At 72.2% G+C, this 13680-nt stretch carries 10 protein-coding genes, 1 tRNA gene and 1 pseudogene; 7 read left to right on the forward strand and 5 right to left on the reverse strand.

Annotated features, from left to right (window positions below; all coding sequences use genetic code 11):
- Positions 1 to 434: 434 nt before the first annotated feature.
- The 3 genes and pseudogenes from nirK to ABE438_RS19095 all read left to right on the forward strand — a co-directional run bounded on the left by nirK (position 435) and on the right by ABE438_RS19095 (position 3416).
- Positions 435 to 1562, forward strand: coding sequence for a copper-containing nitrite reductase (nirK, locus tag ABE438_RS19085; protein WP_346504260.1), 1128 nt, complete (start codon positions 435 to 437; stop codon positions 1560 to 1562).
- A gap of 73 nt (positions 1563 to 1635) precedes the next feature.
- Positions 1636 to 2539, forward strand: a pseudogene (locus tag ABE438_RS19090) (SUMF1/EgtB/PvdO family nonheme iron enzyme).
- A gap of 184 nt (positions 2540 to 2723) precedes the next feature.
- Positions 2724 to 3416 carry a Crp/Fnr family transcriptional regulator gene (locus tag ABE438_RS19095; protein ID WP_346504262.1) on the forward strand — a complete coding sequence of 231 codons (693 nt, stop codon included), beginning with the start codon at positions 2724 to 2726 and terminating at the stop codon, positions 3414 to 3416.
- A 502-nt stretch (positions 3417 to 3918) separates the two neighbouring features.
- On the opposite strand, the gene ABE438_RS19100 is transcribed toward ABE438_RS19095, so the two are convergent.
- Together ABE438_RS19100 and ABE438_RS19105 are read right to left on the reverse strand one after the other, a co-directional pair.
- Positions 3919 to 3994: transfer RNA gene (locus ABE438_RS19100), tRNA-Ala, on the reverse strand.
- Positions 3995 to 4171: 177 nt separating this feature from the next.
- Positions 4172 to 4570 carry a TIGR02300 family protein gene (locus tag ABE438_RS19105; RefSeq protein WP_346504263.1) on the reverse strand — a complete coding sequence of 133 codons (399 nt, stop codon included), beginning with the start codon at positions 4568 to 4570 and terminating at the stop codon, positions 4172 to 4174.
- 236 nt (positions 4571 to 4806) lie between these two features.
- Between ABE438_RS19105 and cmk the strand changes: the two genes are divergently transcribed.
- Positions 4807 to 5490 (forward strand): (d)CMP kinase, encoded by a 684-nt coding sequence (cmk, locus tag ABE438_RS19110; RefSeq protein WP_346504264.1) that lies wholly within the window; start codon positions 4807 to 4809, stop codon positions 5488 to 5490.
- 188 nt (positions 5491 to 5678) lie between these two features.
- The gene (locus ABE438_RS19115) at positions 5679 to 6530 is read left to right on the forward strand and encodes a DUF1194 domain-containing protein (protein WP_346504265.1); all 852 of its coding nucleotides are present in this window, start codon (positions 5679 to 5681) and stop codon (positions 6528 to 6530) included.
- 13 nt (positions 6531 to 6543) lie between these two features.
- Here the strand turns inward: ABE438_RS19115 and ABE438_RS19120 are convergent, their stop codons facing one another.
- Together ABE438_RS19120 and ABE438_RS19125 are read right to left on the reverse strand one after the other, a co-directional pair.
- Positions 6544 to 7743 (reverse strand): multidrug effflux MFS transporter, encoded by a 1200-nt coding sequence (locus tag ABE438_RS19120; protein ID WP_346504266.1) that lies wholly within the window; start codon positions 7741 to 7743, stop codon positions 6544 to 6546.
- An 85-nt stretch (positions 7744 to 7828) separates the two neighbouring features.
- Positions 7829 to 9238 (reverse strand): sodium:proton antiporter, encoded by a 1410-nt coding sequence (locus tag ABE438_RS19125; protein ID WP_346504267.1) that lies wholly within the window; start codon positions 9236 to 9238, stop codon positions 7829 to 7831.
- 204 nt (positions 9239 to 9442) lie between these two features.
- Here ABE438_RS19125 and ABE438_RS19130 point away from each other — a divergent pair, with 204 nt between their 5' ends.
- Positions 9443 to 10231, forward strand: a complete 789-nt coding sequence (locus ABE438_RS19130) for a class II glutamine amidotransferase (RefSeq protein WP_346504268.1) — start codon at positions 9443 to 9445, stop codon at positions 10229 to 10231.
- 44 nt (positions 10232 to 10275) lie between these two features.
- Entirely contained in the window at positions 10276 to 12774 is a 2499-nt protein-coding gene (gene hrpB, locus ABE438_RS19135; protein WP_346504269.1) for an ATP-dependent helicase HrpB, read from the forward strand.
- Between the two features lie 6 nt (positions 12775 to 12780).
- On the opposite strand, the gene ABE438_RS19140 is transcribed toward hrpB, so the two are convergent.
- Entirely contained in the window at positions 12781 to 13575 is a 795-nt protein-coding gene (locus ABE438_RS19140) for a HesA/MoeB/ThiF family protein (RefSeq protein WP_346504270.1), read from the reverse strand.
- Positions 13576 to 13680: the final 105 nt, after the last annotated feature.

Below are 13680 nucleotides of genomic sequence, written 5' to 3' on the forward strand. Positions count from 1 at the left end.
CATCGCGGCCGGCGCCTCTTTGTCCTGGGCGCCGCCCGGCCCCCTTGGTCCCGGCCCCGCTGGGGGCGGGCGGCGCGCCCGCGCCGGGACCGGATCATCATCCGCCCCGCCTGGCAGGTAAAGCGCGCAGGGCGCCCCGTCGTGCGCGCTGGCGACGCCGGCCCGGCGCCTATTCCTGGCGCTATCTCGCGCAGGGGCCGGAGCTCTGGCAGGTCGCGATCGGCCGCGAGGCGGCGGCCGACGCCGCCGGCTGCGAGCCCGAGGCAGATGCGGACCATGCCTGCGCCTGTGGCGAATGAGCCGGCGCGGGCGCCTTGTGCCGCGGGGCGCCCGCCATCGTCGCCGATGTTGTCCTGCGACAAAGACCGGGTTCGGCAGGCTCCTAGAGTGGCGATGACCGAGCGTTCTCCGGTCATTCGGCAAGGAGACAAGCCATGGGCAAAGCCCTCAATCTGACCCGCCGCAGCATCCTCGCAGGGGCCGCCGCCGGCGGTGCTCTGATCCAGGCGGCGACCGCCCCGGCCCAGGCCCAGCCGGTGATGAGCAAGGCGACGGCCGCCGATGTGGCCAAGCTGCCGCGGGTCAAGGGCGTGCTGGTCGATCCGCCCTTCGTGCAGGCGCATGAGCAGGTCGCGACCGGCGGCCCCAAGGTCGTGACCTTCGAGATGACGATCCGCGAGAAGAAGATCGTCATCGACGATGCCGGCACCGAGGTCTTCGCCTTCACCTTCAACGGCACGGTGCCCGGCCCGCTGATGGTGGTGCACGAGGGCGACTATGTCGAAATCACCCTGATCAACGCCGAGAGCAACGAGCTCCTGCACAATATCGACTTCCATTCGTCGACGGGGGCGCTCGGCGGCGGCGGCCTGACCGAGGTCAGCCCCGGCGAGAAGGTGGTGCTGCGCTTCAAGGCCACCCGGCCCGGCGTCTTCGTCTACCATTGCGCACCGCCCGGCATGGTGCCCTGGCACGTCACGGCCGGCATGAACGGCGCGATGATGGTGCTGCCCCGCGACGGGCTGAAGGACCATCAGGGCAAGCCGCTGCGCTATGACCGGGTCTATTATGTCGGCGAGCAGGATTTCTACGTGCCGCGCGACGAGACCGGCGCCTTCAAGCGCTATGCCAGCGCCGGCGAGTCGCATGAGGACGTTCAGAAGGCGATGCGGACGCTGGTCCCGAGCCATGTCGTGTTCAACGGCAAAGTCGGCGCGCTGACGGGCAAGAACGCCCTCACCGCCAAGGTCGGCGAGACCGTGCTGATCGTGCACTCCCAGGCCAATCGCGACACGCGGCCCCATTTGATCGGCGGCCATGGCGACTATGTCTGGGCCACCGGCAAGTTCCGCAACCCGCCCGAGCGGGACCTCGAGACCTGGTTCATCCCGGGCGGCTGCGCGGGTGCTGCGCTCTACACCTTCCTGCAGCCGGGCATCTACGCCTATGTCAACCACAACCTGATCGAGGCGTTCGAGCTCGGCGCCGCCGGCCATTTCAAGGTCGAGGGCGAGTGGAACGACGATCTGATGAAGCAGATCACCGGCCCCGTCGGCATCTGAGCCGGCCTCGCGCCTCCCCGCACAAGCGGGGAGGCGTCCTCCTCACCATTCCCCGCCATCGGGACATCGTGACATGGCCATGACGCTGCGCCCGTCGCTGCCGGTCCTGACGACCTCCCTCGGCCTCGCCTTCATGGCGGCCGCCGCCACCCTGCTGCTCGCCGGCCAGGCGCTGCGCCCCGCGCCGGCCCTGCCCGCGTCGCAGACCCTGCCGGCGCCGCAGACGGTGACCGTCGCGCCCGCGACGCTGCTGCACCGGCTCGATGGCGAGTACAGCCGGGCCGGCCGGCCGGTCGACGCGCCGCGGCTTTCGGTCCGGGCCGCGGCGCCGCTGGCGATCATGCGCCACCAGGTCACGGCGGGCGACTATGCGCGCTGCGTCGCGGCCGGCGCCTGCCGCCGGCTCGACCGGCCGGCCGGCCGGGCGCGGCGACGTGCCGGTGACCGGCGTCAGCCATGTCGACGCCACCGATTATTCCCGCTTCCTGTCGCAGGGCACCGGCCAGCGCTGGCGCCTGCCGAGCGATCTCGAATGGGCCCAGGCGGCGGGCTCACGCTTCGTCGACGATGCGCGCGGCCTCGATGCCGGCGCGATCAATCCGGCCCTGCGCTGGCTCGCCGACTATGAGCGAGAGGCCAACCGCAAGGCGGCGAGCGATCCCGCCCCGCGCCCGGTCGGCAGCTTCGGCGTCAACGAGAACGGCGTCGCCGACATGGCGGGCAATGTCTGGGAATGGACGCAGACCTGCCTGCGCCGCGTCAGCCTCGGCGAAGCCGGCCGCAGCCTCGGCGAGACCAGCCATTGCGGGGTCTATGTCGTCGAGGGCCAGCACCGCGCCCCGATGAGCCTGTTCATCCGCAATCCGAAGTCCGGCGGCTGCTCGGTGGCGACCCCGCCCGACAATCTCGGCTTCCGCCTGGTGCGCGAGCGCGGCTGGCGCGAACGCCTCGCCGACTGGCTGGGGCGCGGCGCCTGAGCCGGGCGAAGCGTCCGGGAAACCCGCTCCCGCCCGCTGCCAGCACCGCCGCGCCGGCACCGGGCGCCGGGCTGTCGTGACGCACTTGAACCCCGGGGGCGATTGGCCTCTTATGCCGCGCATCGGCCGGGTGATCGCCCGGCCTTTCGGCCCCGGCGCGGCCGGTGCGAGGAAAGGCGGCTCCGTGGCATTGGATCGCAGCGTGCTGCGCGGCATTCCGCTCTTCGCGGCGATGAGCGACGCCCAGCTCGACCGGATGACCGCGCAGGCCTCCGCCCATCGCGTCCCGCAGGGCGAGGCGGTGTTCGAGCAGGGCCAGGCCGCCGCCGCCTTCCATCTCCTGCTGCACGGCCGCCTGAAGGTCACGCAGGTCACCCGCGACGGCCAGCAGATCATCGTGCGCGTCGTGCATCCCGGCGACCTGTTCGGCTTCACCCGCGCGCTCGGCCGGCCGGACTATCCCGGCACCGCGACGGCGGCTGTCGACAGCCTGGTCGCCTCCTGGCCGAGCGAATCCTGGGACGGTTTCGTCGCGGATAATCCGCATCTGGCGATGAACGCGATCCGCACCATCGGCCAGCGCCTCGACGAGGCCCATACCCGCATCCGCGAAATGTCGACCGAGGAGGTCGAGCGCCGCGTCGCCCATGCCGTGCTGCGGCTGATCGAGCAGGCCGGCAAGCCGGTCGAGGCCGGCACCCGCGTCGATTTCCCGATCTCGCGCCGCGACATCGCCGAGATGACCGGCACAACCCTGCACACCGTCTCGCGCATCCTCAGCGCCTGGGAGGGCCGCGGCCTCGTCGAAGGCGGCCGCCAGAAGCTGGTGGTCTGCGACGCGCCGGCCCTCAGGCGCCTGGCCGAGAACGCCGACTAGGCGGGATCGCGCGGGAGGCGGCACTGCTTCGGCTGGAGCGCGGCGGACGGGCTGGCCGGCAGACCCCGTTATCCCGCGCGGGTTGACAATCGCCTCAGTCGACCCAGGATCGCGGCACGGCGAAGCCTGCGATCGCGCTGGCAACCATCAAGCCCGATATGATCAGGACGTCCATCTCCGCACCTCCGCCGCACCTAACGCGGTTGGTCGGCCGAGGTTTCAGGCGCCTGGGAAAAATTCTCCGCAAACCGCGTGGACGGCAGGGCGCACCGCGCGCCCGCGCCTGCAGGCAGATGAGGCCGCCCATCCGCGCCGCATACCGAAGCGGGACGTGGCGGGCTGGCGCGTCGTCTCTCGGCCGCCGGCCATGGGCGACAGATCGTCATCCGAGCCCGTTCCGGCTCGATCCGAACTTATGCGCTATGTCGGGGTAGGAATTGCAACAGCGCCGAGGCGCTTCTCCGAGAGGCTATGAAACTTCAGCCGATGACCGGAGGAGATTTGGTGGAGCCAGGCGGAATCGAACCGCCGACCTCTTGAATGCCATTCAAGCGCTCTCCCAACTGAGCTATGGCCCCACTGAGCGACCACCTTGGGGAGTGGCCGTAAACGGGAGCGGTCCGATGTCCTTCCGGGCCGGTCCGCGCCCCGTCGCCGCAGCGACGAAGCGCTCTATAGGCAAGCTTGCGACAAGACACAAGCACCGAATGTGACCGACCGCGCGCTTTATTCACAGGCGCCGGTCGGCCGGGCGATCAGGCGTCCTCGTCGCCCTCGATGTCGCTGTCGATCAGGTCCGAGACGTCGTCGTCGCCTTCCTCGTCTTCCTCGAGGAAGGTGTCGTCGTCGTCGCCGGCCACGCCGTCGTCCTCGATCTCGATGTCGTCCTCGCTGGTGACGACGGTGTCCTTCTCCGTCGCCTCGGCGTCGGCCTCGTCGAGCGAGACGAGCTCGACGACGCCGTCGCCGGCCTCGGCCTCGTCTTCATCCTCGACCGGCTTGGGCGCCGGGGCGGCCTTGCCCTGCGGCTCGAACATCGAGCGCGGATACGACTCGCCCGTATAGGGGGAGACGATGGGATCCTTGTCGAGATCGTAGAATTTGCGGCCCGTCACGGGGCAAACGCGCTTGGTGCCAAGTTCCGGTTTCGCCACGGCGTCGGACCTTCGAGTTCGTACGGGGATCTTGAAAAACAGGCGCGTCCGTTAGTCGGGCGAGGCCGTGCTGTCAAATCCTGATTTCCCGCCGGCGGGCCGGGTGCCGCGGGGCGGCGCGGCCCGGCGCGGGGCAGGGCGTGCGAATCGCCCCAGCGGCGCGGCGAAAGCCGTTGCCTGCGTTTCGCCGCATGCTCTAGAAGACCGCGACCTCGTGACCGCGCAGGGATGATGCCGTGACCGCTCCGCAAGCCCCCGTCCCGACGGCGCAGACGCCGGCGCTCGCGCGCCGCCTCGTCATCGCGGTCGACGGGCCGGCGGCCTCGGGCAAGGGCACGCTGGCCAGGCGCCTGGCGCGGCATTACGGCCTGCCCCATCTCGACACCGGCCTGCTCTACCGCATGGTCGCGCTCGCCATGCTCGATGCCGGCCTGCGGCTCGACGATGCGGAGGCCGCCGCCGCCACCGCCGCCGGCTTCGACCAGGGCGCCTTCGAGGAGGCGCGCCTGCGCGGCCGGGCGATCGGCGAGGCGGCCTCGGTGGTCGCGGCGATTCCCGAGGTCCGGCAGGCCCTGATCGCCCGCCAGCGCGACTTCGCCGCCGCCGGGCCGGGCGCGGTGCTCGACGGGCGCGACATCGGCACGGTGATCTGCCCGCAAGCCACCGTGAAGCTCTTCGTCACCGCCTCGCCCGAGATCCGGGCCGAGCGCCGCCACCGCGAACTGGCGGGGCGCGGCGAGACCACGCCCTATGCGGCGATCCTCGACGATATCCGTCGCCGCGACGCCCGCGATTCCGGCCGCGGCACCGCGCCCCTGCGCATGGCCGACGACGCCGTGCTGCTCGACACCTCGGCGCTCGGCATCGAGGAGGCCTTCGCCGCCGCGCGCGCCATCGTCGAGGGCCGCCGCGCCGCCTGAGGCCGGTACGTCTCAGCCCGCCGCGGCGCCCGCCTTCCGTTCGCGTTTGCGTGACCGGGGCGCGATCGGCCTTGGCGGCGGCCGGATCGGCAGGCACAGTTCCCGTCGTATTCGTCTGAAGCCTGCCTTCGCCCGAATCACGCTCTCACCCCGGCGCCGGCTTCCGACGACAGCTGACGGAGGATGCGATGCGGCGGCGGCTGTTCGGTCTCTGGAGCCTGCTGGCGGCGGTCCTGGCCGGCGCGGTGCCCGCCGCCGCCCAGACCCCGCCCCAGAGCCTGCCCCAGAGCCGCGCACAGGCCCAGGCGCCGCCCGAGGAGGTCGACGTCGCCCTGGTGCTGGCGGTCGACGTCTCCTTCTCGATGGACATCGACGAACTCGCCCTGCAGCGCGGCGGCTATATCGAGGCCTTCCGCTCCAAGGCGCTGCACGAGGCCATCGCCAAGGGCGCCATCGGCAAGATCGCGGTGACCTATGTCGAGTGGGCCGGCGGGCATTTCCAGCATGTCGTCGCGCCCTGGACGGTGATCGAGAGCCCGCAATCCGCGCTCGCCTTCGCCGAGCTTCTCGGCGAGGCGCCGACCCGGCGCGGCCGGCGCACCTCGATCTCGGGCGCGATCGAACTCGGCATGGCGCTTTTGGAGCGCAGCAACGTCACCGCCATGCGCCAGGTCATCGACATCTCCGGCGACGGTCCCAACAATGACGGCCGCCCGGTGACCGAGGCGCGCGACGCGGCCAGCGCGCGCGGCATCGCCATCAACGGCCTGCCGGTGATGCTCAAGGCGGTTAGCTATCTCGATATCGAGAATCTCGACCTGTATTACGAGGATTGCGTCGTCACCGGGCCGGGCGCCTTCGTCATCCCGATCCGCGAGCGCAGCCAGTTCGCCGACGCGACCCGCACCAAGCTGGTGCGCGAGATCGCCCAGGCGCCGGAGCCGCCGGGCGCCGCCGCGATCACGAGGGTGCAGGCAAAGGAGCCGCGCGTCCCCTGCATGCTCGGCGAGCGGCTATGGCGCGAGCGCATGGGCCCCTGAGGCCGGGCGCGGATCAGGGGCGGCCGGCGGCGCGGATCGCCCGGCTGGCGTGGAACAGCGCCAGCGCCGCGACGCCGACGCTGGCCATCACCAGCGGCAGCGGCACAGCGCCCGCCTTGAGCAGATGGCCGACCAGGAGGCCGACGAAGGCCGAGAGCAGCATCTGGCACAGGCCGGTCAGCGAGGAGGCGGCGCCGGCCCGCTCCGGGAAGGGCATCATCGCCGCGGCCTGCGATTGCGGCATGGTCAGCCCGACGCCGCAGGCATAGAGCGCCATCGGCACGGTGACGCCGAGATGGCCGCCGAAGCCCGAGAGCACGCAGACCAGCATGGCGAGCCCGCCGCCGGCCAGGCAGGCGACGCCGAGGCCGATCACCCCGTCGAGCCCGCGCCGGCCGACCAGGCGCTGGGCGATGATCGTGCCGGAGATGTAGCCGAGCACGCCGAAGCCGAAGGAGAGCCCGTAGGCCGGCGCCGAGAGGCCGTAGACGCCCATCAGCACGAAGGAGGAGCCGGAGATGAAGGCGAACAGCCCGGCATAGGCCAGCGAGGTCAGCCCGACATAGACGCGATAGGCCCGGTTGCGCAGCAGCGCGCGGTAGCCGCGGGCGATGGCGCGGAAGGAGAGCGGCTCCTCGGCGCGCCGGCGGATCGTCTCGGGCATGATCGTCGCCACCACGGCGAGGATGGCGAGGCCGAAGACCAGCGCCGCCACGAAGGTCGAGCGCCAGCCGAAGGCGTCCTGCAACAGCCCGCCGCCGACCGGCGCCACCGCCGGCACCAGCCCCATGATCATGCCCATGCGGGCGAGCTCGCGCCCGGCGCGCGGCCCGTCATAGAGGTCGCGCACCATGGCGCGGCCAAGCACGATCGGCCCGGAGGCGCCGAGCGCCTGGGCGAAGCGCGCCGCGATCAGCGTCTCGATCGACCAGGCGAGCGCGCAGAGCAGCGTCGTCGCCAGGAAGAGGCCGAGCCCGATCAGCAGCACCGGGCGCCGGCCGAGCCGGTCGGAGAGCGGTCCCCAGACGATCTGCCCGGCGGCGAAGCCGAACAGGAAGGCCGAGAGCGTCGCCTGGGCGCCGGCGGTGTCGGTCTTCAGCGCCTGGGTGATCGCCGGCAGCGAGGGCAGGTAGAAATCCGTGGCGAGCGGGCCGAGCGCCGTCAGCATGGCGAGCACGGCGGTCATCGCCAGCGTGTCGGGGCGCAGTGTCATGGCTGGGATCGCGGCCTCGGCGGGAGCGGGTGGTTTAGGCCCGCCCCCGATGCGCTGTCGAGCCTTGCGGCCGCATGGCGCCGTCTCAGCGGAAGAAGATCAGCGTCTGCAGCAGGAAGATCGGGATCAGGATCCCGCCCGACCAGAGCATGTAGCCGAAGAAGCTCGGCATCGCGACCTTCCGGTCCTTGGCGATGGCGTAGACCATGAAGTTCGGCGCGTTGCCGATATAGGTGTTGGCGCCCATGAACACCGCGCCCGCCGAGATCGCCGTCAGGGTCAGCGCGCCGGTGGTCATCAGTGTCTTGGCGTCGCCGCCGGCCAGCTCGAAGAAGACGAGATAGGTCGGGGCGTTGTCGAGGAAGGAGGAGAGCAGGCCCGTCAGCCAGAAATAGGCGACGTTGTCGGGGCTGCCGTCCGGGTGGCTGACCAGGGCCACCAGCGGCGCGAAGGCGCCGTCGCGGCCGGCCTGCAGCATGGCCAGCACCGGGATGATGCAGGTAAAGATGCCGGCGAACAGCTTGGCGACCTCGAGGATCGGCCCCCAGCTGAACTCGTTGCCGGCGCGCACCGGCTTCGGCGTCAGCACCAGCGAGAGCCCGGCGAGGCCGAGCAGCACCAGGTCGCGCACGAGGTTCTGCAGCTCGACCGTGACGCCGTGCACGCTGAAGGACACGCCCGGCTTCCAGCTCGCCGACATCAGGATCGCGGCGATCACGCCTGCGAGCAGCAGCATGTTGACCTTGCCGTAGAGCTTCATCGCCCGGTCCGGCGTCGGGTCCTTCAGCGGCGGCAGGCTGTCGTCGCGGCGGTAGAGCACGCTGTCGAGCGCGTAGAACAGCGCCAGCAGGATCGCGACCGCGAACAGCGTCTCGGGCAGCAGGTGCCTCGTCGTCCAGAAGAACTCGACCCCGCGCAGGAAGCCGAGGAAGAGCGGCGGGTCGCCGAGCGGGGTCAGCGAGCCGCCGATGTTCGAGACCAGGAAGATGAAGAACACCACGACATGGACATTGTGGCGCCGGTCGTCATTGGCGCGCAGCACCGGGCGGATCATGATGATCGAGGCGCCGGTGGTGCCGACCACGCTGGCCATCAGCGTGCCGATGGCCAGCAGCGCGGTGTTGGTGCCGGGCGTGCCGCGCAGATTGCCCATCACCAGGATGCCGCCGGCGATGGTGAACAGCGCGAAGAGCAGCACGATGAAGGGGATATATTCCAGCAGCGCGGTGTGCAGCAGCGCGCCCAGCGCCGGGTCGAAGCCGCGGAAGGCCACCAGCGGCACCAGCAGCAGCAGCGCCCAGAAGGCGGCGAACTTGCCGTAGTTCAGCTCCCAGAAATGCGGAAACAGCACCGGACCGAGCGCGATCGACAGCAGCATCCCGGCGAAGGGCAGGGCCCAGGTGAGGCCCATGCTCGCCCCGCCGATGTCGCCGGCGGCCAGCGCCGCCTGGGGCGCGAGGCACAGGAGCAGGATCGCGGTCGTCAGTCTGGACATCGGTGTCGGGCTCCCCGGGGTGATGCGTGCGGCGTCTTGCGGTCTTCTTGGTGGTGCCGTCGTCGCGTCGCGACCGGTTATAACCAGACTATGCGCAGGGCAATCGGAATCGGCGCCGCCCTCGCCCCGCCATTGTTACCGCGTTCATCCCTTTCGATTAACGCTGGTGGGCGAACCGCTATCCGTGCCTGATTCGGGGCTGCCATGTGCCGTTTCCTCGCCTATTCCGGCGTACCGGTCTTCCTCGAGGACCTGATCGCCTCGCCCTGCCATTCGCTGATCCACCAGTCGCTGCACGCCGCCGAGGCCAAGACCGGCACCAATGGCGACGGTTTCGGGGTCGGCTGGTATGGCGAGCGGCCGGAGCCCGGCCAGTATCGCGAGCTCAGGCCGGCCTGGTCGGACGAGAACCTGCTGGCCATCGCCCGGCTGGTGCGCTCGCATCTGTTCTTCGCCCATGTGCGCGCCGCGACCGGCACCGCCACCGCCCGCGCCAACTGCCATCCCTTCGTCCATGGCCGGCATCTCTTCATGCATAACGGCCAGGTCGGCGGCTACGGGCTGATCCGGCGCCGGCTCGAGGCGCTGATCCCGGACGCGCTCTACGCCGCGCGCGCCGGTACCACCGATTCCGAGGCGCTGTTCCTGCTCGCCCTGGCCCGGATCGGCCGCGGCGAGGCTCCGGGCGAGGCGCTTGCCGGGGTGCTGGGCGATGCGCTCGCCCTGATGCGCGAGGCCGGGATTCGCGAGCCGCTGCGCTGCGCCGCCGCGCTGGCCGACGGCGACAGCCTGCACGCGGTGCGCTGGTCCTCCGATGATCGCCCGCCGACGCTCTATCTCTGCGAGCGCGGTGATTCGGTGGTCGTCGCCTCCGAGCCGGTCGATGCGGCGCGCGATTGCTGGCAGGCGCTGCCCTGCAACAGCCTGGTCAGCGTGCGGGCCGGCACGGTCAGCGTGACGCCCTTCGGGGTCGGCCTGGCGCAGGCGGCCTGAACGCCCCGCTTGCCTGACGGGCCGGGCTGCGCCACATCGCCCGGATGCGCGCCTTCGACGCCCCTCTCCCGATCGACGCGGTGCTGGAGCCGCTGGCCGCGTCCCTGCGCGCGACGCCGCGCGCCGTGCTGGTCGCTCCGCCCGGCGCCGGCAAGACCACGCGCGTGCCGCTCGCTCTGCTCGACGAGCCCTGGGCCAAGCAAGGCAAGCTGATCGTGCTGGAGCCGCGCCGGCTCGCGGCCCGCGGCGCCGCCGCCCGCATGGCCCGGACGCTCGGCGAGCGCGTCGGCGAGACGGTCGGCCTGCGGGTGCGGCTGGGCTCCAAGGTCGGGCCGAAGACCCGCATCGAGGTGGTCACCGAGGGCGTCTTCGCCCGGATGATCCTCGACGATCCGACGCTGGACGGGGTTGCCGGCGTGCTCTTCGACGAGTTCCACGAGCGCTCGCTCGACGCCGATCTCGGCCTGGCGCTGGCGCTCGACGCCCAGGGCGGGCTGCGCGAGGATCTGCGCCTGCTGGTGATGTCGGCGACGCTGGACGGGGCGCGCGTCGCGCGCCTGCTCGGCGACGCCCCGGTGATCGAGAGCGCGGGCCGCGCCTTCCCGGTCGAGACCCGCCATCTCGGCCGCGATCCGCTGAAGCGCATCGAGGACCAGGTCACGGACGCGGTGCTGCAGGCGCTGAACGAGCAGGGCGGCTCGCTGCTGGTCTTCCTGCCGGGGCAGGGCGAGATCCGTCGCGTCGAGGAGCGCCTGCGCGAAAGGCTGCGCGACGGCACGGTCGAGATCGCGCCGCTCTATGGCGCGCTCGATCAGGCGGAGCAGGACCGCGCCGTGCAGCCGGCGCCGACGGGGCGGCGCAAGGTGGTGCTCGCCACCGCGATCGCCGAGACCTCGCTGACCATCGAAGGCGTCAGGGTGGTGATCGATTCCGGCCTCGCCCGCGTGCCGCTCTACGAGCCCGATATCGGCGTAACCCGCCTCGTCACCCAGCGCGTCAGCCGGGCCGCGGCCGACCAGCGCCGCGGCCGCGCCGGCCGCACCGAGCCCGGCATCTGCTACCGGCTCTGGGACGAGGCCGGCACCGGCGCGCTCGAACCCTTCGCCCGGCCGGAGATCCTCTCGGCCGATCTCGCCCCGCTGCTGCTCGACTGCGCCGCCTGGGGCGTCACCGACCCAGCCACGCTCGCCTTCCTCGACCCGCCCCCGGCGCCCGCGCTCAAGGAGGCGCGCGCCTTGCTGGAGACGCTGGATGCGCTCTCGCCGGACGGGCGCATCACCGCCTCGGGGCGCGCCCTGCAGCGCCTGCCGCTGCCGCCGCGCCTCGCCCATATGGTGCTCGGCGCCGCCCGCTGGGGCCAGGCCGGCCCGGCGGCCGCGCTCGCCGCGCTGCTGGTCGAGCGCGGCCTCGGCGGCGACGGCGTCGATCTCGGCGAGCGGCTGGAACGCTTCGGGCGCGAACGCGGCGGCCGTGCCGCCGACATGCGCCGCCTCGCCGAGGGCTGGGCCCGGCAGGCGGCGCAGGCGGTCCCGGCCGGCGAGACCCGCGCGCTTTCGCCCGGCCTGCTGCTCGGCCTCGCCTTTCCGGATCGCGTCGCCCGGGCGCGCCAACCCGGCTCGGGCCAGTATCTCCTCGCCAATGGCCGCGGCGCCGCGCTGGAGCCGGGCCAGCGCCTGGCGCGCGAGCCCTTCCTCGTCGTCGGCGAGCTGACCGGCGCGGCCCAGCAGGCGCGCATCCTCAGCGCCGTCGCCTTCGACGAGGCGGGGCTGGCCGAGCTCGCCGGCTCCGGGCTTGTGCGCCTCGCGCTGGCCGAGCGCAGCGAGACCCTGTTCGACCGGCAGGCGAAGGCGCTGCGTGCCCGCGCCGCCCGCACCTTCGGCGCGCTGGTGCTCTCCGAGCGCCCGCTGGCGGTGACGCCCTCGCCGGAGAACGCCGTGGTGCTCGCCCGCGGCGTGGCGGGGATGGGCGTCGGCGCGCTGCCCTGGAGCAAGGCGCAGCTGCAATGGCGCGAGCGCGTCGCCTTCCTGCGTGCGGCCGAAGGCGAGGGCGCCGGCTGGCCCGATCTCGGCGACGCGGCGCTGGCCGATGGCGTCGAGGACTGGCTTGGCCCGCATCTCGCCGGCCGGACTTCGCTGGCGGCGATCGCGCCGGGCGATCTCGACGCGGCGCTCGCGGCCCTGCTGCCCTGGGACTTGAAGCGCCGGCTCGAGGAGGAGGCGCCGACGCATTTCACCGCGCCGACCGGCTCGCGCCTCGCCGTCGATTACGGGGCCGAGGCCGGGCCGACCATCTCGGTGCGGGTGCAGGAGCTCTTCGGCCTGGCGCGGCATCCGGCGCTGGCCAGCGGCCGGGTGCCGCTGGTGCTGGAGCTGCTCTCGCCGGCGCATCGGCCGATCCAGGTCACGCGCGACCTGCCGGGCTTCTGGCGTGGCTCCTGGGCGGCGGTGAAGGCCGAGATGAAGGGGCGCTATCCGCGCCATCCCTGGCCGGACGATCCGGCGGCGGCCGCCGCGACGACCCGGGCCAAGCCGCGCGGAACCTGATTCGCGCTAGCCGGCCTGCGCCTCGGGCGCGCCGGTCCCGCTCAGCGGATTCTCGGGATCCCAGCCATAGCGCAGCGTTTCGAAGCGCATCGCCAGCGCATCGACCAGCAGCAGCCGGCCGACCAGCGGCTCGCCGAAGCCGGTGATGGCGCGGATCACCTCCAGCGCCATCAGCGAGCCCACCGTGCCGGCGAGCGCACCGAGCACCCCGGCCTCGGCGCAGGGCGCCACCGTGCCCGGCGGCGGCTCCTGCGGGAACAGGCAGCGATAGCTCGGATTGGGGCTCCCGTCCGGCCCGGTCTCATGGGCGCGGATCGTGGTCAGCGAGCCGTCGAAGCGGCCGAGCGCCGCCATCACCGCCGGCTTGCGTTCGTGGAAGCAGGCATCGGAGACCGCATAGCGCGTCGCGAAATTGTCCGAGCCCTCGGCGACCACGTCGTAGAAGGCGACCAGCGCGCGGGCATTGTGCGGGTCGATCCGCGTCGCATATTCCTCGACCTTCACATGCGGGTTGAGCCGCTCGACGAAGCCGCCCGCCGCCGAGGCCTTGGGCAGGCCGACATCGCGGGTGCGGAAGATCACCTGTCGCTGCAGGTTGGAGAGGCCGACCGTGTCGTCGTCGACGATGCCGATCGTGCCGACGCCGGCGGCGGCGAGATAGGCGATCAGCGGTGCGCCGAGCCCGCCGGCGCCGACAACCAGCACCCGCGCCCGGCGCAGCTTCGCCTGCCCCGGCCCGCCGATCTCCGGCAGCACCAGATGGCGCGCATAGCGCTCGATCTCGTCCTCGTTCAGCATCATGGCGCAAGGCTAAGCCATCGCGCGCCAAAGGGGAATGCGCCGCGCCGCGGCCGCCGTCTTGGTCTCGCCGCCAAGCCGTGCGAGCTTGCCGGCCATCGGCGGGGT

Origin of the sequence: Allobosea sp. TWI1241 (genome assembly GCF_039673065.1) — a bacterium.
Taxonomy (GTDB): domain Bacteria; phylum Pseudomonadota; class Alphaproteobacteria; order Rhizobiales; family Beijerinckiaceae; genus Allobosea.

What these genes read in the sequence shown, in the direction of transcription:
- nirK (WP_346504260.1), top strand. Translation starts at nt 435, where the DNA reads ATGGGCAAAGCCCTCAATCTGACCCGCCGCAGCATCCTCGCAGGGGCC.
- ABE438_RS19125 (WP_346504267.1), bottom strand. Translation starts at nt 9,238, where the DNA reads ATGTCCAGACTGACGACCGCGATCCTGCTCCTGTGCCTCGCGCCCCAG.
- ABE438_RS19120 (WP_346504266.1), bottom strand. Translation starts at nt 7,743, where the DNA reads ATGACACTGCGCCCCGACACGCTGGCGATGACCGCCGTGCTCGCCATG.
- ABE438_RS19140 (WP_346504270.1), bottom strand. Translation starts at nt 13,575, where the DNA reads ATGATGCTGAACGAGGACGAGATCGAGCGCTATGCGCGCCATCTGGTG.
- ABE438_RS19115 (WP_346504265.1), top strand. Translation starts at nt 5,679, where the DNA reads ATGCGGCGGCGGCTGTTCGGTCTCTGGAGCCTGCTGGCGGCGGTCCTG.
- hrpB (WP_346504269.1), top strand. Translation starts at nt 10,276, where the DNA reads ATGCGCGCCTTCGACGCCCCTCTCCCGATCGACGCGGTGCTGGAGCCG.
- ABE438_RS19130 (WP_346504268.1), top strand. Translation starts at nt 9,443, where the DNA reads ATGTGCCGTTTCCTCGCCTATTCCGGCGTACCGGTCTTCCTCGAGGAC.